This is a genomic window from Paenibacillus sp. sgz302164 (assembly GCF_056120505.1).
The window spans coordinates 179879-204677 of record NZ_JBVYOL010000014.1; the positions used below are offsets into that span (position 1 = coordinate 179879).

At 50.7% G+C, this 24799-nt stretch carries 17 protein-coding genes; 15 read left to right on the forward strand and 2 right to left on the reverse strand.

The genetic code is table 11. From position 1 onward, the window contains the following. Positions 1-269 precede the first annotated feature (269 nt). The 5 genes from AC0LWT_RS22960 (at position 270) to AC0LWT_RS22980 (ending at position 5320) form a co-directional block, all read left to right on the forward strand. Positions 270-1382 carry a slipin family protein gene (locus AC0LWT_RS22960; RefSeq protein ID WP_474683607.1) on the forward strand — a complete coding sequence of 371 codons (1113 nt, stop codon included), beginning with the start codon at positions 270-272 and terminating at the stop codon, positions 1380-1382. Positions 1383-1678: 296 nt separating this feature from the next. Beyond that, entirely contained in the window at positions 1679-3097 is a 1419-nt protein-coding gene (locus AC0LWT_RS22965; RefSeq protein ID WP_474683608.1) for an RtcB family protein, read from the forward strand. A gap of 55 nt (positions 3098-3152) precedes the next feature. Beyond that, complete coding sequence (locus tag AC0LWT_RS22970) at positions 3153-3719, forward strand: RNA 2'-phosphotransferase (protein WP_474683609.1); 567 nt, start codon at positions 3153-3155, stop codon at positions 3717-3719. Positions 3720-3725: 6 nt separating this feature from the next. Beyond that, the gene (locus tag AC0LWT_RS22975) at positions 3726-4520 is read left to right on the forward strand and encodes a TatD family hydrolase (RefSeq protein WP_474683610.1); all 795 of its coding nucleotides are present in this window, start codon (positions 3726-3728) and stop codon (positions 4518-4520) included. Positions 4521-4954: 434 nt separating this feature from the next. After that, entirely contained in the window at positions 4955-5320 is a 366-nt protein-coding gene (locus tag AC0LWT_RS22980; RefSeq protein WP_474683611.1) for a hypothetical protein, read from the forward strand. 342 nt (positions 5321-5662) lie between these two features. On the opposite strand, the gene AC0LWT_RS22985 is transcribed toward AC0LWT_RS22980, so the two are convergent. Continuing rightward, positions 5663-7093 carry a SpoVR family protein gene (locus AC0LWT_RS22985; protein ID WP_474683612.1) on the reverse strand — a complete coding sequence of 477 codons (1431 nt, stop codon included), beginning with the start codon at positions 7091-7093 and terminating at the stop codon, positions 5663-5665. Continuing rightward, positions 7090-8247: a sporulation protein YhbH gene (gene yhbH, locus AC0LWT_RS22990; protein ID WP_474683613.1), complete on the reverse strand. Its 1158-nt coding sequence runs from the start codon at positions 8245-8247 to the stop codon at positions 7090-7092. The genes AC0LWT_RS22985 and yhbH overlap by 4 nt, the downstream gene beginning before the upstream one ends. Positions 8248-8864: 617 nt before the next feature. On the opposite strand from yhbH, the gene AC0LWT_RS22995 reads away from it, so the two are divergent. From AC0LWT_RS22995 to AC0LWT_RS23040, 10 genes are all read left to right on the forward strand, one after another. Then, positions 8865-9344, forward strand: a complete 480-nt coding sequence (locus tag AC0LWT_RS22995; protein WP_474683614.1) for a Uma2 family endonuclease — start codon at positions 8865-8867, stop codon at positions 9342-9344. Then, positions 9344-10006 carry a UPF0158 family protein gene (locus tag AC0LWT_RS23000; protein WP_474683615.1) on the forward strand — a complete coding sequence of 221 codons (663 nt, stop codon included), beginning with the start codon at positions 9344-9346 and terminating at the stop codon, positions 10004-10006. Before AC0LWT_RS22995 ends, AC0LWT_RS23000 begins: the two co-directional genes overlap by 1 nt. 127 nt (positions 10007-10133) lie before the next feature. Further along, on the forward strand, positions 10134-11180 hold the full coding sequence (locus AC0LWT_RS23005; protein WP_474683616.1) for a Wadjet anti-phage system protein JetD domain-containing protein: 1047 nt from the start codon (positions 10134-10136) through the stop codon (positions 11178-11180). After that, positions 11168-12691, forward strand: coding sequence for a replicative DNA helicase (locus tag AC0LWT_RS23010; protein ID WP_474683617.1), 1524 nt, complete (start codon positions 11168-11170; stop codon positions 12689-12691). The genes AC0LWT_RS23005 and AC0LWT_RS23010 overlap by 13 nt, the downstream gene beginning before the upstream one ends. Then, the gene (locus AC0LWT_RS23015; RefSeq protein WP_474683618.1) at positions 12681-13436 is read left to right on the forward strand and encodes a DUF6063 family protein; all 756 of its coding nucleotides are present in this window, start codon (positions 12681-12683) and stop codon (positions 13434-13436) included. Before AC0LWT_RS23010 ends, AC0LWT_RS23015 begins: the two co-directional genes overlap by 11 nt. After that, complete coding sequence (locus AC0LWT_RS23020; RefSeq protein WP_474683619.1) at positions 13420-17850, forward strand: coiled-coil domain-containing protein; 4431 nt, start codon at positions 13420-13422, stop codon at positions 17848-17850. The genes AC0LWT_RS23015 and AC0LWT_RS23020 overlap by 17 nt, the downstream gene beginning before the upstream one ends. 301 nt (positions 17851-18151) lie before the next feature. Continuing rightward, a complete protein-coding gene (locus AC0LWT_RS23025) occupies positions 18152-19240 on the forward strand; it encodes an LLM class flavin-dependent oxidoreductase (protein WP_474683620.1) in 1089 nt (362 codons plus the stop codon). 714 nt (positions 19241-19954) lie between these two features. After that, positions 19955-20848: a DUF2167 domain-containing protein gene (locus tag AC0LWT_RS23030; protein ID WP_474683621.1), complete on the forward strand. Its 894-nt coding sequence runs from the start codon at positions 19955-19957 to the stop codon at positions 20846-20848. A 1358-nt stretch (positions 20849-22206) separates the two neighbouring features. After that, complete coding sequence (locus AC0LWT_RS23035) at positions 22207-22899, forward strand: CRISPR-associated protein Cas6 (protein WP_474683622.1); 693 nt, start codon at positions 22207-22209, stop codon at positions 22897-22899. A gap of 28 nt (positions 22900-22927) precedes the next feature. Next, positions 22928-24796, forward strand: coding sequence for a hypothetical protein (locus tag AC0LWT_RS23040; RefSeq protein WP_474683623.1), 1869 nt, complete (start codon positions 22928-22930; stop codon positions 24794-24796). Positions 24797-24799: the final 3 nt, after the last annotated feature.

Genomic DNA, 24799 nt, shown 5'->3' on the forward strand with positions numbered 1-24799 from the left:
TTTTGAAGAAATCCTCGGCGGGCATTCGTGTCCGCGCTGCGGCAAAGCTTTGCAATCGGCAGATACCGATAAGAGTAAATTGGTTTTTATTTGGCCGGCATGACGCGGAACTTTTTCGGGTTTGCAGTTCGGGCTCGAAATGTTTCGCCGTACGGTGCCGGACGATAGGACATATGAACTCTTTTCTCAAGCTTGATTCCGCCAATGCTTCAGGAGGATTTCTTACATAAGGTTCAAACAGCCGTAAATCGGTTCATGGGGGAATGAACATGTTGAAAACAATAAATATTCAGACGGACGAACGCGGTTTGTTGTTTAAAAAAGGAAATTACGTCCGGCATTTGCAGCCGGGAACGTATCGGTTCGGGCCATTTTCGGATACTGCGGTAGCGGTCCAAAATGTAACGAAACCTTTTGACGCTGCGGGCAAAGAGCTTGTGCTGTTTTTGCAGGATGAGCAGCTGCGGAAGGAACTGAGCACGATCGATGTCGCCGATCACGAATATGTGCTGCACTACGAAGACGGCAAATTTGCAGGTCTGCTTACGGCGGGAACTTATGCGTTCTGGAACGTGCTGAAGAAACATGATTACGTGCGCTTCGACATTCGCAAGCCGGAACTGCCGCCGGAAGTGGATCTGGCGATCCTGCCCAAGTTGACCGGGTATTTCCACACTGCGGAAGTCGGGAGCTATGAGTCCGGCATCCTATTTTACAACAATGTGATGCAAAGAGAGCTTCAACCGGGCAAATACTATTTCTGGAAAAGTCCTGTCGCCGCAGCTGTAAAAACGGTGGATTTGCGCCAGCAGCAGCTGGACATGACGGGGCAAGAGATCATGACCGAGGACAAGGTCGCTCTGCGCTTGAACTTTGTCTGCCAGTACAAAATCGTCAATCCCCTCAAAGCCTTGAGCATCAAGGGTTTCGAGGATCAAGTTTATATTGCGCTGCAGCTGATTTTGCGCGAGTATATCGGAACGTTGAAACTGGACGATCTGCTCCGAATGAAGCAGGAAATCGCCGGCTTCGTACTGTCGCGCCTGAACGAAAAGGAACAGGAATACGGCGTACAGTTTTTGTCGGCCGGCGTCAAGGATATCGTTCTGCCCGGGGACATCAAGGACATTCTCAACACGGTGCTGCTTGCGGAGAAAAAGGCTCAGGCCAACATCATCACCCGCCGCGAGGAAACGGCGTCTACCCGCAGCCTGTTGAACACAGCCAAGCTGATGGATGACAACCAAACGCTTTATCGTCTCAAGGAGCTTGAATTTCTGGAAAAAATATGCGAGAAAATCGGTACGATTTCACTGACCGGCGGCGGCAATTTGCTGGAACAGCTCAACTCGCTGCTAGGAGACAGAAATCATTATAATTAATATTTCCGCCCGGGCCGGATTGACAGGTTGCGGGGTGCGACTTTATGATGTTTGTAAATGAATGGAAAGGAGGCCGATGGATATGATCTCGAGATTAAATAACATCACAATTGCACAAACAACTCCAATTCATCGGTCTTGTCGGGACATGTGAGAGCTTGGCGGGTGTCAGCCTATGTAATACGGGCGCCTGCTTGCAAAATTTCTGCGCACAGCCATGGACGATGACGTCTGTGGCTGTTTTGTTTTGACCGGACCTAATGGATTAAGCTGAAAAAAGAAAGGATAACTGATAGATGGACGAAAATTACTATCGGCAGGTGCAGCTCCCTTCGGGTGTCGTGCACGTATACGCAGGTCCCGACCTGTATAAATCTTTGGATTACAAAATATTTGAAATGGCTAACAACAACTTGCAAATCCCGAATCAAGTGTATATGAGCTATACACCGGACGTTCACGTCGGCGTGGGTACGTGTATCGGCACGACGGCGGTGTGGAACGCGCACGACGGCTATGTGTCGCCTTCAATCGTGGGCAGCGATATAGGCTGCGGCATGAGAGTCCATTTAACGAATTTGCACAAGGAAGAACTGAAGGAAGTGAAATTGCGCCGCAAGCTCGTAAAAACGATCGAGAAATATTTGCCTGTAGAGGACCATGCGCGGGGGCATTTCTCAGATATTCGGCTCGAGCACGTCGTTGCCAAAGGGCTGCACGGCTTGCCGAAAAAATATATTCCGGACGGCTACACCCCGCGAAAAGCGACATCGCTCACGCATGTGGAACAAAGCAAGTTCGCTTTGGACGAAAATGCGCTGAACCGGTTCCCGGAGCGCATTTGGCATCGTTCGCACCGGCAGCTCGGCACGCTCGGGAACGGCAATCATTTTGCCGAAATCCAGTATGTGGAGATCGATGAGGAAAACCGGGCAACCGCCGAAGCCTGGGGGCTGTTTGACGGCCAGGTCATCGTGATGATCCATTCCGGATCACGCGCCTGGGGCGGTTCGGTGAGCCAGTACTGCGGGAGCGATATGGCGAAAGCGATGCGTTCCCTTGGGCTCGGGACGGCCGATCCGAAGCTGCTGTTCGCTCCGCTCGAGCATCCGCTGGCGCAGACTTATGTGAACCTTATGTACTCCGCATTGAATTATGCGGTTGTGAATCGGCATCTCATCGCTTACGCCGTCAGGGAGGCGTGCAAGGATGTGTTCGGCTCGAAATTTGAAATGACGACGCTGTACGATCTGATGCACAATTATGCGTGGGAGGAGCGGCACGAGGGCAGCGCTTATTTTGTCCACCGCAAAGGGGCTACAAGGGCGCTTCCCGCCAACCACCCGGATAATCCCGAACCGTATGTCAGCACCGGACATCCGGCCCTGATCCCCGGCTCCATGGGGACCGCTTCCTACATTATGGCAGGCGCTCCCGGGGGCCAAGCGAACTACTACTCGATCTGCCACGGAGCGGGCCGGATCCGTTCGCGCAGCGCGACAAAGCGTTTGATTACGCTAAACGAATTTTCGTCTTCCATGCGGGTCGGCACTGACGAGGAAATCGTCGTGAACCAGCGCTCTCTGGAGACGCTGCTGGACGAATCGCCCCAGGCTTATAAAGACGTGGATCAAATCATAGAAAGCGTCGTAAGCGCCGGGCTGGCTCAAGTTGTAGCCAAATGCAAGCCGATGGCGGCGATAAAAGGCGCTTAGGGTGAGCTCGCCGGCACCGGAGCAGGATCAATTAATGAAATCAGGAAGTGATTACATGTTAAACAAACAAGAAGAAACGAGCTTAAGCAAGCTCATGAGCAAAATATTGCGGCATGCGCCGGAACAATTCGGCATCAGGTTAGATGCCGAAGACGGATCTTGCGCGGTCGAGGATCTGCTGAGAGCGCTGCGCGCGAAAGCAAAATGGTCTGCTTTAACTTTGGCGGACATTGAGCAAGTCGTCGCCAACTCGGAAAAGCAGCGCTATGCGATAACGGATGGCCGAATTTGCGCCCGCTATGGGCACAGCCACACCAAAATCAGTTATCCTGCGGCTGTTCCGCCTGCTGTTTTGTACCACGGGACGAACAAACAGGCGGCGCCGATTATTTTAAAAGAGGGCATTGTTCCGATGCAGCGGCAGTATGTGCATTTGTCGGAAGGGCTGCATTTCGCGGCCCTCGCCGGGAGGCGGAGAGGGGAGCTTGTCATTTTGGCGGTCGATACGGCCAAAGCCGCAAGCTATGGCGCAGCCTTTTACTATGCGGGGAATGAAGTTTGGCTCGCCGATGAAATCCCGGCCGATTGCTGCGCTGTATATGAAACATCCGGAAAGGTTTGATCTATTATGCATACACAGATGATCGATATCGGAGTCAATTTGATGCATCGTTCTTATCAGCATGATCGCGACGCGGTTGTTGCACGGGCGGAAGCGGAGGGCGTGTCGCCGCTGATTTTGACAGGAACGCATTTGCGAAACAGCGAAGAGGCTGCGCGCTATGCTGGGCGATTTCCCGGGAAATTGTACGCTACGGCCGGCATTCACCCGCACGATGTCCGGAACTGCACGGCAAACACGATTGAGAAGCTTCGGGAACTTGCCGCACTCCCTCAGGTTGTTGCCATCGGGGAGTGCGGCCTGGATTACAATCGCGATTTTTCTCCGAGGGATATGCAGAAGCACTGGTTCGAGGAGCAAATCCGGCTGGCGTGCGAGCTGCGAATGCCGCTTTTTCTGCACGAACGGGAGGCGCATTACGATTTTACGCGCATTCTCAGGCCGTATTTGCCGCGTCTGAATAAGGCGGTCGTGCACTGTTTTACAGGCAGCTTGCAGGAACTGCACGTATATTTGAACATGGGCTTCCATATCGGAATTACAGGATGGATTTGCGATGAGCGCCGTGGCAAGCATTTGCGGGAATTGGTAACGAAGGTGCCGCTTGACCGGTTGATGGTGGAGACGGACGCCCCGTTCCTGACGCCGAGGGATTTGCCGGCGAAGCCTGCGGAGGGACGCAACGAGCCCATGTTTTTGCCGCATATTGTACGGACAGTAGCGGCATGTATCGGAAAGACGGCCGATGAGGTGGCGGAAGCTGCGACGAGGACGGCGAAAGCGTTTTTTGGGGTGGAGTGAGGCGAATGCCGCCGAAGGCCCCGCCCCGCCTCGCGCCTGGAGCGACGGAGAAGCGGCTTGCACGCCGGAGGCAGCGCAATCTACCGAGTGCGTGGAGAAAGCCTGCAAAAGTGCAGGTTTTTGCACGTCGATGAGCTGGCAGCGAAAAATTCCTGCAAAAATGCAGGTTTTTCAGCTCATACACGAGCTTAGCTCCGTTTTCATCGAAAATTCCTGCACAATCGCAGGCTTTTCGCCAAAACGAGCCACTTTTATGGAAAAAGCCTGCACATTTGCAGGCTTTGCGTCTTGCGTGGCGCCAGCTGCCTATCGCACGGGCTGCGCCGTGTCTTTGGCGGCAAACTGGAGCGACGGAAGCAGCTTGCACGCCGGAGGCAGCGCAATCTACCGAGTGCGTGGAGAAAGCCTGCAAAAGTGCAGGTTTTTGCACGTCGATGAGCTGGCAGCGAAAAATTCCTGCAAAAATGCAGGTTTTTCAGCTCATACACGAGCTTAGCTCCGTTTTCATCGAAAATTCCTGCACAATCGCAGGCTTTTCGCCAAAACGAGCCACTTTTATGGAAAAAGCCTGCACATTTGCAGGCTTTGCGTCTTGCGTGGCGCCAGCTGCCTATCGCACGGGCTGCGCCGTGTCTTTGGCGGCAAACTGGAGCGACGGAAGCAGCTTGCACGCCGGAGGCAGCGCAATCTACCGAGTGCGTGGAGAAAGCCTGCAAAAGTGCAGGTTTTTGCACGTCGATGAGCTGGCAGCGAAAAATTCCTGCAAAAATGCAGGTTTTTCAGCTCATACACGAGCTTAGCGCCGTTTTTATCGAAAATTCCTGCACAATCGCAGGCTTTTCGCCAAAACGAGCCACTTTTATGGAAAAAGCCTGCACTTTTGCAGGCTTTGCGTCTTGCGTGGCGCTAACTGCCTATCGCACGGGCCGCACCGCGTCTTTGGCGGCAAAGCTTTCGCAGGCTTTGCTTTGCGGCTTGCCAAGCCATGCGGTCGGCGGACCGCCGTCATGCAGCGCAGCACCGAGCGCTGGGAGCTGCGCGCTCAAGCCCCAGCGGCAGCCTTACCGCAGCGCTGCGCAATAAAAAGACGCCTCCATCCGCGGCTGGAAGCGTCTTTTTATTGGCTCGGGTCCCCCCTCCCCTTACAAAAACCTCCGATGATGCTTTTTCCCGTCGTAGGTAAACAACACGGGCTTATCTTCCACTAATGTGTGCAGATGGATTGGCTTACCCCAAAGCTTGTTGACGTAAGGCAGCGTCTTTTCGATATATTTCAAGTCAAGCTCTACACCCTCGAACGCATGGCTGAGGTACAGCTCGCCGTTTCGCTGGTAGTCGCCGTCCTCTACGACGATATAGGGGAAACCGCCGTTGACTCGGGAGTACACCAACTGGTCGCGGATGTTTTCCCACGATTTGTCGGTTATTTTCCACTCCGGGCCTTTTTTTTCGAACACGTACAGATCAAGCTCCTCCACAAGCTCTTTGTTCATATAGTTGCGGATGAAGGAGGTGTCGGATTCGTATTCGCGGACTTCGAACATTTTGCGCCGGCCTTCGCCCGGTTTGCGGCCATGCCTGCGGATTTCCTCCTCGGTCGGATTGTCCCAACGCTTCTCGATATCCTCGTAAATTTTCAGCCCGAGGTAATACGGATTGAGGCTGTGGCGGGACGGCACAACGACGGAGGAGTTCAGCTTGGAGTACTCGATCGTCTCCTCCTCCGTCAAATCCAGCTCGCGCAGAATGCGCTGGTGCCAGTACGAGGCCCAGCCCTCGTTCATGATTTTGGTTTCCAGCTGCGGCCAAAAATACAGCATTTCATCGCGCAGCATCGTCAGCACGTCCCGCTGCCAATCTTCCAAATAAGGAGCGTGCTCTTCGATGAAGAGCAGTAAATCTTTTTCCGGCTTCAGCGGGAACCGCTTTGCTTCTTCTTTCTCAGTCGCATCCGCCGTACCGCTGCGGTCCAGCTCCCACAAATCCTCGTAGCCGGATTTTCCTTCGGCCGGCGCTTCGGGAACAGCAGGTTTACGGGCTTCCTGCCGGGCCCGCGACTGCTTATAGGACAGCATCAAAACAGGATCGATGTGCTCCTGAATCGCCAGGACGGCGTCGATGAACTGTTCCACCTCTGATGCGCCGAACTCCAGTTCATATTGGCGAATCCGTTCCGCGGTTGCGGACATGCTCTCGACCATGTTGCGGTTCGTTTTGGAGAAACGGACGTTGTTCTTGAAAAAATCGCAATGAGCCAGCACGTGCGCGACGATCAGCTTGTTCTGGATCAGCGAATTTCCGTCAAGCAAAAAGGCGTAGCACGGATCGGAGTTGATGACCAGCTCGTAAATTTTGCTGAGACCGAAATCGTATTGCGTTTTCATGCGGTGAAAATTCTTCCCAAAGCTCCAGTGGCTGTATCGGGTCGGCATCCCGTATGCGCCGAACGTATAAATGATGTCTGCCGGGCAAATTTCGTACCGCATCGGGTAATAGTCGAGTCCGAAACCGCTGGCGATTTCCGTAATTTCCGCTATGGCATATTCAAGCTGTTCGATTTCTGATGGACTCATTTGGCAGTCTCTCCCTCTTGCTTCGAGAAGAAGGTTCGCAGCGCTTTATAAACTTCGCCTTTTTCCCGGATTACATAGTGAAGAAATTTCGGGTCCTGAATGTGGCGGAACGCCGACATGAGCGTACTGCTGCGGTTGTATTGATTCACTTCGCCGTAGCCGAACATATTCGCCCGTTCGATCAACTGGCCGATCAGCTTCACGCAGCGTTCATTGTCCGAAGTCAAATTATCTCCGTCCGAAAAGTGGAACGGATAAATGTTAAACTGCGAAGGCGGGTAGCGCTTGTCGATAATATCGATGGCCGCTTGGTAAGCCGAGGAGCAGATCGTTCCGCCGCTTTCGCCTTTGGTGAAAAATTCTTCCTCCGTCACGACCTTTGCTTCGGTGTGATGGGCGATAAATATAATTTCGACGTTCTCGTATTTCGTGCGCAAAAAGCGCGTCATCCAGAAAAAAAAGCTTCTTGCAATGTATTTTTCAAAGGAACCCATGGAACCGGACGTATCCATCATTGCAATAATCAAAGCATTGGAGTGCGGTTTTTCAACCTCATCCCACGTTTTGAAGCGCAAATCATCGGGCGAAATACTATGGATGCCGGGGCTGCCCGTTTGCGAATTGCGCCGTAAATTTTCCAGGATGGTGCGTTTTTTATCGATGTTGGACATAATCCCTTTTTTGCGAATATCGTTGAAGATGACCTCTTTGGTCGACAAATTGCGTTTTTCCTTCTGCTGCAAATTGGGCAGCTCCAGCTCGGAGAACAGCATCGTTTGCAGTTCTTCCATGGTCACTTCCGCTTCGTAATAATCATCCCCGGCTTGATCGCCGGCACCTTCGCCTTTGCCCGGACCTTGCGCGGGTGTCGGGTCGACACCGAGCACATCTCCGACCTGGGAATCTCCGTCCCCTTGCCCGACGTGCTTGCTCTTGTTGTAATTGTAGCGAAAACGGTATTCATCGAGGCTTTTAATAGGGACCTTGACGACTTGTTTCCCGCTGGACATCACGATGCTTTCGTCGGTAACGAGGTCCGGCAAATTTTGTTTGATCGCTTCGCGCACTTTCTCTTGGTGCCTGTTTTGATCTTGGTATCCTTTACGATGCAGCGACCAGTCTTCACGGGAGACGATAAATAAAGGCTCAGACATGCGGGACACCTCCTTAGAGCTTTCCCTCGGAAAAGCTTTCTTCGCAAGCACAGGCTGTGTGAAACCGATCTCTCTATGGAAAGCCGGCTTGCAAGCATATAAGCAAACAGCGATAAGCTTCAAAAAAAGAAGCTTATTACTAACTATATTCAAGCGCATGGCGGATATGTGACAATATCTTTCATGCCGTTATAAATATGTGTATTTCGCAGAATGACGCTTGCCGGGTGCGGGAATCTTTAGACGGCGAGTGGTTATGAGGCGGCTTGGTAGGTCAGGCCAGAGGGAAAACCTGCGAAAGTACAGGCTTTTGCTATGGAGATGGTCTGTTTTGGTAAAAAGCCTGCGATTGTGCAGGAATTTTCGCTGAAAATGAACCTTGGCCCTTATACTCGGCGAAAAGCCTGCACAATTGCAGGAATATTTCGCTGCCGGGCGTTTCAACGAGCAAAAAGCTGCACTATTGCAGGCTTTTTTCGGCGCATCTAGTCAGAGTGTAAAAGAAATTGGGTTAAGTACAGCAAAATATTGGTAGATGGTATGAAACAACTGTTATTATTCGGGTAATACTGATCTTAAATACAGGAGTAAAAATTCGCGACGCCCGGCTTGATCATATGTCGCCTGCCCTGACTTCCGTGCATCAATTTATTGTAGGAGAGCTTCATTTCGCGCTGCGGACATTTCTTCAGAATCGGAGCCGCCTGGTGTTCGTGGCTCCATTTGATGTTTTTTTTAGTGAAACCGAAGAGTATGAAACACCCGATCATGTTACGCAGCCGGATCTCTCGGTTGTTTGCTCGAAGGATCAAATAGCCAAGAATGGCTGTTATGGCGCCCCGGCTTTAATCGTTGAAGTGCTGTCGCCGTCCACCGCGTTGAAGGATTTTAATGAAAAATTCAACTTATATCAGAAGTACGGGGTGCAGGAATATTGGATTGTCGATCCCGGGAATCGAACGGCTCACGTATATTCACTGGAAGATAACGCTTATCAGGTACGGAATCTCTATACTGAGCAGGAAAAGATTCAATCTTTCGTTTTTAAAGACTTCCAAGTGCCCATGAGCAGGCTGTTTAGTCTGGGGTCATTTTAATGATGTCAAAGAAGAAGAAAAACAAAGAGTTTGAGCAGAATGAATATGAGCCGATTGAACAAGATGAACATTATTATTTTATTGCCGGATATACCGACGGTGGATTTGCCTATGGGATAACTTGGGAAGAACATGAAGCAGATCAAGAAGCAGATCAAGAACGGATTGCGAGGAATGATGCGCGTTTGGAGGAGTTAAAGAAGAAGACGGCAAATCTCAAACTAACTGAGGATCAATTGTCTGAGCTCGTTGGAACTTATGGTGCTTATGTAGAAGAAATCGAGTTTTTTCTAAATGTAGAGACCGGCGAAACTGTCACATTAAGATCTTTTGACATGGACGAGGAAGACGAGGAGCTGAGTGATCTCATTGAGGAAGGTTTTAACGAAATTTATTTTCGTGTACCCCATCTGGAATCCCATGAAGGCTTTAAAGATATAGTTGATTTTGCGGAAACGGTTTCGAACGAGAAGCTGAGAAGACGGCTTGAAGGGGTATTATCCGGCGGCCGTCGAATATTCCGCAGATTTAAAGACACACTATCAGAGTATAGCGGCGAGCTCGATAGGTATTATGCATTTACGGAAAGCCGCAATCGCGAGCGCGTTTTGGAATGGCTGCAAGAACTCGGGTTCCAGGTGGAGATAGTCAGCTCTCGATAACAAGCAGTACATAGATTTAAAAAAAGTCTGCCCCGCCTCCCGCGGCAACGCCTCGGGGACCGGGCAGGCTTTTTCGTTTGCTTTTCTGATATAATAGACACATCTTTGCAAACAGGAGCATATGTTCATGGAAGCCAAATCGCGAATACGGGGTTACCTGCAATCTTCAAAAAAACATACGGCTTTGCTTTCAGAGCTGGAGGCACTGTTTGTCGGGCAGTCTTGCACGTATGAGGAATTTTCCGGGGCTGTGCTGGAGCTTGAAGCCGATGGCGTGCTGCAGATGGTTCAAAGCAAGGGCAGAACAGGCAAACAACCGTCCCTTGCCTATCAATATAGAGTGCAGAAGAGCCGTCTGAAGGAAGATTTGCATAAGGAAATCCATCGGGCCAGACTTCTCGTACATTCTTTAATCGGGTTGGATGCCTATTATGCTTTGGATCCAAGCGATTGGCAGCAAGACTGGCCCTATATTGAACGCATAGATGGTTATTTGAAAAGGCACGCGCTGCCCCAGACTCCCGTACCGGCTCCGGAGCGAAGCTTTGAGCTTGTCGGCGATGAGAAGTGGATAACGGAGAAGCAGGGAAAAGAGCTGCTGATCCGAACGGGGCTATGGGATAAGCTTCATATTATTCCCGCCGCCGACCCGTTGATGATGGCGGTCAATCCGGGCTGCATAGCAAACGCTGTGCACAGGCACCTTATCGTCGAAAATAAAACGACCTACCTGGCATTGCTGCAAGCACTGCCGGATGTCCCGTTTACGACGCTGATTTTTGGCGGCGGCTACCGCATTGCCAAAAGCATCGAGCTGCTTTCTATGCAGCTGCCGCTTAGGGACGCCGCACATCAATTCTATTATTTTGGCGATATCGATAAAGAAGGGATGGCCATTTGGCATATGCTCAGCGGGCGCGTGCTTGAATGGTTCGGCTCACCGGCGAATCCGGCGCTGCCTTTTTACCGGGCGTGCCTTGCGAGGAGCTTCGCCTCCGGCAAAGAGAATCAACGGGATCATGAAGAGGCTGTTCAAGCGTTTATGTGCCACTTCTCCCCGGAGGAGCAGGTTTTGATAAGCGATTGTTTGGCCGCCGGAGGCTACTACCCGCAGGAAATATTACATACGCAAGAGCTTTGCGCAATATGGAGGAACACGCAATGGATTACGTAGAAATCGGGCAGATCGTTTCCGGGTTCAGGGAACGCATGACCAAGCTGGCGCTGTTTGACCCGCTCTACGAGCTGCAGCGGAAACGGCAGACGGATCGGCAAAACAAGCCGATTGATTTCATGGAGCTTGGGCTGCTGACGCTGCTTTATTTCTTCGAGCAGAAGCTGATGCGCAATAACAAGGCGGGCGTCAAAGACCTGGCTCAGTTTCTGTTGAAAACGACGGGAATTTTCATCGACTTGGACGATGACGGATTCGAGGATTTGGCAAGGCAGATCATTCAGATCTTTCGGCCTGCGACAGGGAAGAAACGGGATTTTTCTTTCATGAATTGGGAGACCGGGCGGCAGGATCATATTTACATTTCGATTTTGAAAGCGAATGCTTTCGATCTGAAAACGAATACCCAATATTATACACTCGACGACGACGGTTTGGAGCTTATTTTTGCGACCAAGGAATTTTACTCGGAGTTTCAGCTGTCGATTCATCAGTTGGTGCTGCGCAAACAATTGGAAAAAGGCGAGTTCGAAGGCGCTTTGCGGCAAATTAATGAAATGCGCATCGACGTAGAGGCTTTGCAGGAGCGGATGGTCAAGCTGGAGCATGAGTTGAAAAGAAACATTGTGTCGGAGGACACGTTCGGACGCTATAAAAGTCTGCTTGAAGATATTTATCTTCGGCTGCACATGGAGAACGACGAATTCGAGGAATTGCGCCAGTTTGTGAAAGAGACGAAGGACCGCGTCCAGGCGGAAACGGTCAGGCAGGCGGATCAGCGGCCTTATGAGTTAATTTTGCGCATATCCAACGAACTGGAGATGGTGCATGGCGAGCATTCGATCCTTTTCCAGCAGAGCATGGCGCTGAAATCGCATGCATTGGGCGCCGCACAGGAATCGCTCTATTACACGGGATTGGATTCCTTTAATTTTGACCAGGACATCGGTTCGTTGATTTTCAGTACGCCGTTGCCTTTGGAATCGATGAAGGGCGTGCTGGCCCCGTTCCTTCCCGTTCAGGAGACGAAGATGTGGTCGCTGCTGACCGTGTGGGCTGAGCAAAATGTTGTGGAAGACGGGAACGGGCAGGAGCGGGACGACAAGTTTCTGGAAATTGGCGGGGACAGCGATGAGCTGCGTTATCATGCGGTCCAGCAGAAGCTGTACAAGCTGCTCATGGAGCAGCTGCTGCAGCTGATGGAAGAAAGCGGCAGAGCCGAATTAAAGCAGTTCATCAGCGGCTTTGAAACGGGCGAGCATGCGCGGCTGCTTCACGAGCGTTCGTTTTATGATTTTTGGATCTACCTGCACCAAAGAAGTCCGCTTCGGGCGGGCGATAGCGAGGCGCAGCAGAGCGAAGCGCAAGGCGCGTGGCTGGATGACATGTACGCGCTTCTCGGAAATCGCTGTCTGATCGTGACCGAGCAGCAGGATGCGATTCATGTCAACGACAGGTTTACGATTCAGAATATGCAGATTGTATGGGGAGATACCGACAATGGAGCTTGATAACGGGACAATCATGAGAGCTTTTCGCATCTATACGCTGCTTGCCCGCGACAGCGCGGTGGGGAAGGAGTGGCTTCAGGAATACATGGCGGATGACGCGGTGCGCGGCTTGGTCGATCAATTCGCCCGCGAGGTCGACTGCGCGACGATTATTGCCGGAGAACAACTGCATATGATTCCGGAAACGCGGTTATCGCCTTTTCATATCAACAATGATACGCTCAAACGCACCTATCTGCGGGCTAACGCCGTCAATGCCGATCTGTATCTGATGTATGTGAGCATCATTGTGCTGATCGGCGCTTTCTACGACAGCTATCAAACGATGGAACCGACCCGAAGCTTTATCGGGCTGGATGAATGGACAGCGCTTGTGAATGAGCGCATCGAGCTGCTGAAGACGCATCCTGAGGCCGAGCTCAAAGAAATGGAGCGGGAATTTTCCTACAACTGGACGTCTTTGATTGAAAAATGGAGCGCTATGGACGATATTAAGGAAACGGCCTCCAGGCAAAGCGGCAATACGATCAGCCGGGTGAGCTTTATGGATACGGTGCGGAAATTTCTCGTCGCGCAGGAACTGGTATCCGATATCGGCAATCAGGAAGTCGCGTTGACGGAAAAGGCGAAAGTGATTGTGCAGCGATATTTCATGGAATTGGAGTATAATCGCGGCATTTTGGAGTTTCTATACCAATTCGATGCTGAAGATAAGGAGGGAAGCGGTCATGCCGGCCATATCTAAAATACGTTTCACCAATGTCGTCTATGAGGATGGCAATAAGCGGTACAACGACGAAATGTTTCATTTTGACGGACATAACGGAGCGATATTGCTGGAAAATGGCGGCGGCAAGACGGTTTTTATACAGACTGCGATGCAGGCTGTGCTCCCGCATGCGGATCTTGCCGGGCGGAAGATGAAGGATACGCTGAGTCTGGAAAATGGCCCCGCTCACATTGCGATTGAGTGGATTCTGAGCGAAAGGCCGCGCAGATACGTCGTTACTTGCGTCAGTTTGTTTCTCACGTCAACCGGTCTGGATTCGTACCGCTATTTGTACGATTATCCGGCGCTCGACCCTGATGCGATTGATCGGATTCCTTTTGTTAAAGAAAGCGCAGGCAAGCTTCGGGCGGCGGATAAAGGCGAGATTTATGACTACTATCAGAGCATGACGTCCAAACGGATGAACGCCAATCTGCCTGCCACGATCAAAGAGTACAAGCAATTATTGGAAAAAGATTACCATATTATTGCCTCGGAATGGGAACGCATCGCCAAGATCAACGGCTCGGAGGGCGGTGTGGAGAGCTTTTTTGACGAGTGCAAAACGACCAGCCAACTGTTTGACCGCCTGCTGATCCCGACGGTAGAAGATGCCATGGCGGGATACGAACAGGGCGAGTTTGCCGATGCCTTTGAATCCCACAGAGACAGCTTCAAAAAATATAAAGAACTCAAAGAAAAGATCGAAGAAAATAAAAAAATTCTTGCTGAATTGGACAGGTATGTGCACATTTTTGCCAAATCGGACGCCAAGCAGCAGGAGTACGCCGCCGCTCAAGCCGAGGCGAAAGCTTATTGGCTGTTAGCGGGCGAGCAGAAAGAGGAAGAATCCGCAAAGCTGATTCAACTGCGCAATCAAATGTCGGAGTGCGAGCGGCAGCAGCAGCTCTTGACCCAACGAAGAGAGTCGCTTCATATCGCGAAGCAGCAGCAAGAGCAGTCCGCTTTGGAAACGAAGCTGAACATGGCCGAAGATGAAGTGGAACGAATCGTGACGCAGGTTCGAGCCGCCAAGCAGCGCTACTATTCCCTGCGGCTGGCTGACTATAAGCAGCAATGGAAGCAGGCGGAGGAGCGCATGAGCTACTTGCAGCGCGAGCTGGAGCAGTTCGGGAGCACCAAAGAGGAAGGTGAGCTTCAAGCGGCATGGGAAACGAACAGCGGGCAGATTCGCGGCTTGATGATGAACATGGAGCGGGAGTGGCAGCTTGAAGAAGCGAAGCTTCAGCAGGATGCGGCCGCCCATGAGGAGCGAATGCGCCTGGAAGCAGCGCTTCTGGAAGAGCTGATCGGGCAATTGGAGGACTTGAATAACCGCATCATCGAACACAGGTCCATCGTGCAGGCGCGCGAGAAGGACAGAGACATGCTGCGCAAAAACGTACTGGCGAATCCCGCTGCCCAAAACATGGAAGGAAGCCTCAAGGAGTGGATTCAGCGTTATCAAAAATTGGATGACAGCAACGTCCTGCTCGTGCAGAAAAACAGGGAATTGGCCTCAGGCAAGGAGGTGAGCGGCAGGGAGCTTGAGCAAATCGGCCTGAGCTTCAAGCAAGCCTACGGGGAACGCGCCGGCTTTGAGCGGAATCTGGAGGCTTTCAAGAACGAGCATCAAGTTTTGCTGGCGAAGCTTGCCATGTACAGGCCGTCATGGGGAAGACTCGCGTCGGTTTACGATAAGCAGAGCTCCATTGAAGAACAACTGAACGACGATATCGAGAAGCTGCGCTTGGAAAAGGAAGCCTACCTGCTCAAAGAGCGCCTCGCTTTTCGCTATATCGATGACTACAGCAGCCAGCATACTTTTTTCGCGGACGTCTACGTGGCGGGATTGCTGGATAAATGGAGAAATCAGTTCTCTCTGCTGGAGACAGGCATTCAGTACTTGCAAGGCATAGGCTTGGCACAGCAGGCGTCGCTTCATCCTCTCTGGTCCGTGACCTTGATCACGACTGAAGGGGAAGTCGCCCAATTGACGAACAAATTGCTTCACCATGCGGAGGATATGCAGTTTCCGATCCAGATCATCTCTTCGCAGGAGGCCTCACGCCTTGCCAATTTGGAAAAGCCGGTCGCCGCGGCAGAGCAAGCCTGGATTGAACCGCAGCATTGGCGTGAGAACGCGGATGCCGCGGCATTCGCGAGCTGGAAGCAAGCCGTTTCCCACAAAGGCGAAGAGGTGCTGACAGCAAGACAGGCCAAGGAACAGGAATTGCAGCGCGTTTCGGAGCTGCAGACGGCGTTCAGCCGCTTCATTGCCGCATACCCGCTTGAAGCCGTACAAGAGATGGAAAAGCAGGTTGGACTGGGGCGCGAACAGGTTCGCGAGCTGGAGAGCCGGGAGGATGCGCTCAAGCAATCGGTTCGGCTGGCTGAGCATACGATGGATCAGCACAGTAAAATGATAGACGAACAGAAGGATGAGATGGTTCAGCTCCAGCAATGGATTGAGAAAGGGCAAAAATATCTCGATCTGGGCAAAGAAATCGGTACGTACAGTCTGGCTATCGATGAGCTGACCGAGCAAGCCGGCGGGCTGCAAAGCAAAGTGAGCAGCAGCCGGCGCTCTATGGACCATGTCAAGCAGATGCTCGAATCCGCCAAAGAGCGAATGACCTATTTGAAAATGGAAAAGGCGAGTCTTCAAGGCCAGGAGCTGTATAGTGAGGTTCTTGATGTGCAGCCGATTCCGGCGGATCATAGTCTGGATTGGTTAAAAAATGAAAGGAAAGACCTGCACCTTAAGCTGCATCGCATTTCTCAGGGACGACAGCGGCTTGAAGCGGATTGGAACCATGCCAGAACCAGCAGCGTCTCTCTGGAAAAGGAAATGAACAAGCTCCGCCTGGAGCAGGCCGACCTGGAGCTGGACGAGGAGCTCTCGTTCTCTGCGACAGGCGAAGAGCAGATGTCGGCGCTGCTCGGCGAGCTTAGAGATCAGGAAGCCCGCCTTGTGCGGGAAAAGCGAGATTTCGGCCGTATCGAAAAGGAGCGCAATGAGCAGGCGGCAAGGGTTGAGCTGTTGATCGAGCAGTATGCCGAAGCCCATTCCGGGCAGCAGCCGATAGTCTTTCATGAAGCGCTGCATGCGGTGGAGGAGCAGGTTCAAATCGAGGACCGGCGCTTAAAGGAGCAGCAGCAGGGCTTGCAGCAGCTTTATGCCCGGGTTCAAGCACAATTGAGCGAGATCGAAGAGGTCATTCAATACTTCAATCAGTACAAAGTCATGCACGGATTTGAAAATCCGCTCATTCAGGCGGCGCTAATGACGCAGGAGGCGAAAGCGGAATTCCCTTATGGCAGGATGGCCATTGCCCGCAAATCATTGACCAAGCTGACCACCGCTATGGACGGACTGGAAATAGAACAAGCATCTGTCAAAAAGGCGAGAACCCATTTCGTTGACTTTTGCCGGAAGCACGTCAAAGATGTGAAGCTGAGAGAAATGGCCGAGCAGGGTGTTGAGCAAAAAGACAGCTACCAGGAGGCGACGCTGTTTCAGCAAAAAATGCACAGCAGAATCGAACGCGTCAACCATGTCGCGGAAGAGACGATGCGCACCCATAATCAACAACTGGAGCAGTACATTATCCATGTGCACAGCCACCTCAAGCTGATCGCTTCGGAGCTTAGAGATATCCCGAACAAAACGAAAGTGAAAGTCGAGGATCACTGGAAGCTGGTCTACTCGTTTCATATACCGGAATGGGATGAACTTGAGGCTAAAGACCATCTGCGCAAACATCTGGAATGGATTCTGGCCGAGTTGGAAAAAGCCCATTACCGGGACGATATCGGGCAGGAGGTAAAGCCTGCGGTTCGCAAAGAAATTGAAAAGTGGCTGGATTCCAAGCAGCTTTTGCAAATCGTTTTGCAGGAAAGGCCGATGAAAGTATCGTGCCGGAAAGTGACGAACGAGAATAACGTGACGAAGGCATCTTTCTCGTGGGAGCAGTCGAACAATTGGTCGGGCGGTGAAAAATGGAGCAAGAACATGACGCTGTTCCTGGGGCTGCTCAATTATGTCGCGGAGAAGCGCCAGCATATCCAGGCGAATATGAAAAGGCACCGTACCGTCATTCTGGACAATCCTTTCGGCAAGGCTTCCAGCGATCACGTGCTGAGTCCCGTATTTTTTATCGCCGAGCAGCTCGGCTTCCAGATCATTGCCCTTACGGCCCATGCCGAAGGCAAGTTTCTTAAAGACTACTTCCCGGTCGTCTTTAGCTGCAGACTCAGGCAGGTTGCCGGCGGAAGCAAGCTGGTCATGACCAAAGAAAAAGAAATTAACCATGCTTATTTCCGCGATCATGCGCCAATTTCCCTGGAAAGACTGGGGGACGTCAAGCAGATGGAGCTGTTCGTGTAGCAATGTCCGGGTGAATAGTAAATAAAAAGTCTGCCAAACCTCCCACGGCTGCGTGGAGATCGGGCGGACTTTTTGTTGTGCGCTTTGCAGCATTGCGACCGGCGCCAAAGCTCAAGTGCGGGTGCGGAAAAGCGCAGGCGTGTAATAGAAAAACTCTATTCGACGAGTGGCAGCCTTAGGTGTTAAAATATTTGGAAAGAAAATCATACTTTATCAATATGAATTATATGATTTAAATGAATTGCGGTTGAAAAGTTGAATATGGATCAAGTGCTGCCATTTTGGAGGAGGAATACGAAAGATGAAATTCGCACTGTTCAGTCTGATGATGAATATTCGGAACGCTGTGACCGGGGAAACTTTGACGACGCAGCAAAAATTTCAAAATGTGCTGAAGCAGGCGGTCCTTGCCGAGGAGCTCGGCTTTGAAGCTTACGGCGTCGGCGAACGGCACGGCGCGCCGTTCCTGTCCTCCGCTCCGCCGGTCGTCCTGACGGCCGTCGCAGCCAAAACTTCCCGGATCCGTTTGCTGACTACGGTGACGGTTCTGAGTGTGCTCGACCCGGTTCGGGTGGCCGAGGATTACGCGACGCTCGATCACCTCTCGGGAGGGCGGCTGGAGTTGATCATTGGCAAAGGCAACGATCCGCGCCATTATCCGCTTTTTGGCATTGCCGAGGAGGAGCAATGGGAATCTCTGGCCGAACGCTATGCGCTGCTCAAGCGGCTGTGGAATGAGGAAAACGTCAGCTGGCAGGGACGCTACCGGGCGCCGCTCGATAACGTGACCACGCAGCCGCGTCCGTTTCAGCAGCAGATCCCGGTGTGGCACGGAAGCGCGTCCAGCACGCTTTCCACCGAACTTGCCGCTAAATACGGCGAGCCGATTTTCTCATCCAACAGCTTTCATCCTCAAAGCAAGTATAAGGCCCTGATCGATCATTACCGGGAACGCTTGGCTTACTACGGGCACGATCCCCGGAATGCGATCGTCGGCGCGGGCTGCGGCAGCTTGTACCTGGCGAATACCGACGAGGAGGCGATCCGCCGATTTCGCCCCTATTACGACGCTTTTCATTCGACGGCATCCGCGCAGCATAATCAATCGCCGTTCACCGACCTCGAGGACAACATCAAAAACGGCCCGTCGTTGGTCGGCAGCGCGGAAAGCGTAATCGAGAAAATACTGAATTACCATGATGCGTACGGGCATCAAGTGCTCAGCATCAGCGTGGACGGGTTGAGCGAAGCGGAGCAGCGCGAGCAAGTCGAGCGATTTGCGGCCGACGTCATGCCGGTGCTAAGGCGCGAGATTCCGAGCACAGTGTGGAACGATCCGCCGGCGCTGCGGCGGGAGGCGGTTGCGGCGCCGGCAGGCGGGGCGGGGTAGGAGAACCCCGGGTTTAGCGGCGAAACCGAGTGATGCGAGGCAATTTAACAATTTGCCCGCTAGAGGCGCTCATCCACTTGGCAGCGAGGGGAAAACCTGCAAAAGTACATCCTTTTGCCCGTTGGAAACGCTGGCAGCGAACAATTCCTGCAAAAGTGCAGTTTTTTCATCGAATACCCGGGTCGAGACTCATTTTCATCGATAATTCCTGCACAATCGCAGGCTTTTCTGCTAAACGAATCGTTTTCAACGGAAAAGCCTGCACTTTCGCAGGCTTTTTCGTTTGCCATGCCGCTTAATGAACAGCTGCGCCATCTTTGACGGCAAAATGTGGTCGACCGACCGCCGTCATGCAGCGCAGCACCGCGCGCTGGGAGCTGCATGCAGTGCCCTTCTTTTAGCTAATCTGGCAGAGTGGAACGCTGAATGCTATTTTCGGCGAGTACTCATTCACTTCTTTGTAAAAAATTATAAAATAAGTAAAACCCTTTAGTAGAAAGGGATTTGAGCGCCTAGTAATCTAGCAACCGGAAAAAATGTTAAAATTCTCACAGAATTACTCTATGAAATAAGATAATATAGGTCATTGGGACATGTGACAGTTCAACTCAGGATCTGTCCTACACTTGGTGTATGATTTATTTTACAAAAATATTTTTGCTGCACTAAGGCCCTGGTTGGAATTTTTAAACTACATACTTTGGAGGCAACAACATGAAGAAACGATTGGCTGGTTTGGTTTTGGCATTTTGTATGGTTTTGACAGGCGGTGGCGGTGCTTCTGCAGAGACGACCTACAACTGGATTGAAGGCGGCAAAAAAGTTGATTTGAAGAGCATGGCGGAGGTCGATCTTAGCAAAGATTTTGTATTTCTGAATGCGGCGGACACCATCAAAATGAAAAAAGAAAATCACGAAACGCCGACGGGCAATGAGCTTGGCAGCATTTTTCCTGTGGACGAAAAGCAATCGTGGGCCGTGATTTTCCGATATGAAGAAACCGGCCACATCAAGGATGCCGAAAAGGAGAAGATCGACGCCAAGGCGATTTTGAAGAGCTATAAAGAAGGGACCGAGGAAGCGAACAAGGAGAGGCAGGCGGGCGAGCGCATTTATGTGAAAGGTTGGGATATTGAGCCGTTTTACGATGCCAAGACGCACAATTTGACCTGGTCCTTGCTGGCTGAGGATGACAACAAAGAAGAGCTGCTTAATTACAACGTCCGCCTGCTGACGCGAAAAGGCACGATCTCGGCCGTCCTCGTCTCCGACCCGCAGCACCGTGAAGAGGATAAAAAAATATTGAACGAGCAAATTTTGCCGAAGCTGGCGATCAAAACGGGGCAGAGGTACGAGGATTTCGATGCAACGAAAGATAAGGTGGCGGAGTACGGCCTGACCGGTCTCATTTTGGGCGGCGCCGGGCTTGCGGTAGCGAAAAAGGTGGGGCTGATCGGTGTACTCCTCGTTTTGGTCAAAAAGTTCTGGTTCGTCGCCCTGATCGCTATCGGAGCCATAGGTTCTTTGGTGAAAAGGCTGTTCCGCAGGAAGCCCGCAGAGCCCGTTCAGAACAGCACCGAACAGCAAGGGGAATCGTCTTCGCAGTAAGACGGTCCCTTTATTGCAATCAGTAGGAGACGCTAAAAAAAGAAGTCGGTCTTTCGCGGTGAGATTACATCATCTAATTTGATCGAGCTCAAAGATGTTTTGTAGCTTTGTTTAAAATTACGGGTGATTATGTCTCTGACGAAGAAATTATCGGAGTTTTTTTCCCAACCGGCAATGGCGCGATATATAGCGCGAGCCTTAGAGCCGTAAGACTTAGGGGCAATTCAGCTGTAAATTTCTCTAATACTATCTCCGGTTGGGAAAAAATTGATAAATCCTTATGGCTGTAGTAGAATTTGGATGTGGATGATTTAAGAAAGCTTGATTTTATTAGCATTTAACCGTAACACTACGTGTATTGAAACAATTGCTGACGAGTTTTTCAATGTTCATATTTTCCTCATTTAACCGTAACACTACGTGTATTGAAACAGCCTGGGGACCGGATCGTCATGGATAGCAAGAACCATTTAACCGTAACACTACGTGTATTGAAACATCGGCACGCCAAACATTTGAGAAGCCGAAGATTCGATTTAACCGTAACACTACGTGTATTGAAACTATGCATTCGGCGCATGGAGCGAGCTTTTCAGAATATATTTAACCGTAACACTACGTGTATTGAAACTATGCATTCGGCGCATGGAGCGAGCTTTTCAGAATATATTTAACCGTAACACTACGTGTATTGAAACTTTGCTTTTCGACGATTGAAAGGAAATCGGGTTGACCATTTAACCGTAACACTACGTGTTTTGTAGTCATGTGTTCAATTTAACCGTAATACTAAGCTCATTGAAACAGCGTTCTTGTAAAAAGTTATCGTTGCCTTTTTTCGGTTTAGCCAAGCCGTTTCATGAACGGCTCATGTGTCGATTACACAGGTATTGCGACTCATAGGGGGGAATTCCTGTAAATTTGCAGCAATATTGCGAAGCAAGAGCATCAAGGAGCTGAAAGACGCATCTTGACAGGTTTTCTGCGCGCTGTTGCCGGCTGTGACTTACCGAGCAAGCTTTACCGAAAGGCCAGTTATCTCTCTGACCCAATTAACAAAAACAAATTTAGAAGGCAGCCGCGAGGCTGCTTTTTCATTTTCTGAGAATATTTTACGTTTTAATTTAATTTGATATTTACATATCTTACCATTGTATGATATTGTAATTTTATGCCATAAAAAGGAACTGATCAAAGGGGGGCAATACGCATAAGCGTTACGGTTGAATATAGCGTGGTACGCGTTAATGTAATTATTTCAATACACTAACGTAGCGTGTGTTAAGGTTATTACCAGAAGTATACAGTATTTTACAGTAAATCTCAACAGGTAATTATAGAAACAGAGGTGAAGCAAGATGTATGAAGAGCTTAGAATCACGCTTCTTTTAAAACAATCCTCACATCACCTGGACATACAGGAGCACATCGGACATTGGCTTCATCAGGCGCAGTTGTCGGATGACGGCTTCAAGCAAACCCATTATGACAGGGATTACAAACATCTCGCATTCAGCAGCTTGTATCCTATTGAGAAAGATGGGGTTTACCGGCAGGGCCGGGTTTATATTCTGACGGTACGCAGCCCTCTGCGGGATACGATCAACCGTATGAGAAACTGTTTGCAGCAATGCCGTGAGAACGCCTACTTTCAGTTGATCAGCAGCGAGCAGCGCTCGAAGCGTTTGGCGCACATTACGGAAATGATCAGCATCACCCCCGTTATCGTGACCATCGCGCATAAACCTTGGCTGCAGGAGAATAGCATCGAGCTTTTGATGCAGCAGCTCCATGCGAACGCCGAGAAGAAGTTGAGAAGCCTTGACCCTCACGCGGAGGGGCAGGCTGTTCAATCATTTATTCAAGGCATACTAAAAGAGAACCGTAAGCCCATCGCATTGCGTTACAAAGACCGCAAGCTGCTTGGCAATAAGTTGCGGTTGTTCGTACATGACGATCCATTCTCGCAGAAATTGGCGCAGATTGTATTGGGCAGCGGAGTTGGAGAAAAATCAAGCTCCGTAGGAGCCGGATTTTGCCTGGCTAAATAATCGTTCCAGCGCAAAGGAGGTGAATGGCATGATCAAAGATTTGGCAGCGTCTTTTGCTATGGCGAAACGCGAATTCCCTGATATTATCCAGAACAATTATAAGCTGAAGGAAGGGCTTTATGTTCGGTTGAACCCGGAACAGAGCTGGGCGGAGCAATCCGCGTTGTTCGAGCACAATCATCTGATCATTCGCGCCAAAGAGGAAGAACCGTCCAAAGCGGATTTGCTGAACTGGTTCAAGCAAAGGGATTACTTGAGTTCTCTGGTCGATATGAATAAAGCTGTCGACGGCAAAAAGCAGGTGCACAGCAATAATCCGTTCGCTCTTTTCGTCAAGCGGGATGTGTTTCTGGGAGAGAAGAAGGATGCCAAATTCAGCATGTCGGAAAATATTGAAAGATATTTGAATGCCGTGAGCGCAGAGCCTATTCGGCAAAAGTGGAACGAACTGTTTCCGGGCAAAGACAACGATAAAGACCCTATAAGCTTTTTTCAGGATACCGTTTACGCCGGGGCGCTGAACTATTTGGAAAGTCCTGTCCGCAGCCGATGGCTGGAACAAGTAACGCAATGGTACGAGCACAATGCCGAGCCGCTAGCGGATTTTATCCGGACACTAACATTCAAAAATTACGTTAAGCTATTTTTCACCCTCGATGATCCTCTCAACTCAGAATCCCCTTCCTGCGAGCAAGTCTATGCTTACGAATTCGACCTGTATCTCATTCCCAAAGTATATAACAGCAATGATTACAACCAAATTGTAGCCGGCGAGCTTGTGGGGCTTCCGGGCTATGATATGACGATGAATAGCAAGAAGCCTTTTTTGGAGCATAAAACGATGCGTGTAGAAGCACCCGACCGCGTTCCGCTGGGGCAAGCTTTGCTGGCGAAGGAAGCCACCGAGTGGCTGGCTTTGGCTTATCGCAAGTACAGAGTGAACAAACTTGGCTATGAATCCGGTTTTATGCAGGGCAATCGAACGCGGCTTGAAGGTACGTTTCATGTGTACATGGATGGCGGCTACAACGAACTGTACAGCTTCGAAAATGTTCCTTTTCCGGCCGGGGTCGATGTGGAGGTAGAATGGCTGAATGTTCTTGAACTGCGGGTGAAGGACAAGGAGCAGAGCGAGGAACAAGCATGGTTTCCGAAATATTATGAGCCGATTCAAAATGCCGAGCTTTTGCAGCAAACGATCAGCAGCTATTTTTTCCGCGGACGGATGAACGGACAGTTCTTATTTAACGAGCCCGATGTAAAAACGAAAGAATTTACCAGCGTGATGGCCGCTCTGTTCCTGCAAAGCCGGCAAGCTTTTCACGATTGGTTTGCAAAAGGCACGACGTTGACGCTGCGCGGAATGTTTGCCAAAGTAACGCTGCGCTTGCTGGAAGAACAGCTGCTTTATGTGGAATCGGTGCGTTGGACAAATCTGGCTGATGCTATGAATTTGCGATTATCCATTGATAAAATATTGAGAAATGAAGGAGGCGGAAGCATGGCGGATCGTATCCCGCATATCCTAGCTTCCCTGCGTGCGAAATTGACCGCAGACGAACCGGTGGCAAGCTGTGCAAATGACGGGGAATTTTACTTTTTGGCGGGGCAGCTGGCCCGGTATTTAATAAGTCAATCCGAGGCGAAGGAAAAGAAAGGAAATATGTATGAGCCGTTCTTGCGGGCTAGAACCAGCAGGCAGCTGAAAAACAGGCTGAAAGAAGCTTACATGCTGTATAAGCATAAAATTTTGCTGGATTATCGGAAGTTTAATGCGGCTTTTGCGATGATCATAGGCTATGAAACGGAGCAGGACAGTGAAGAAGATGCGCGCGAGCTGCTGTTGGCGGGGCTTTTTGCGGTTAATTTGATGTACGAGAAAAAGGAAGAGGAGTGAAAT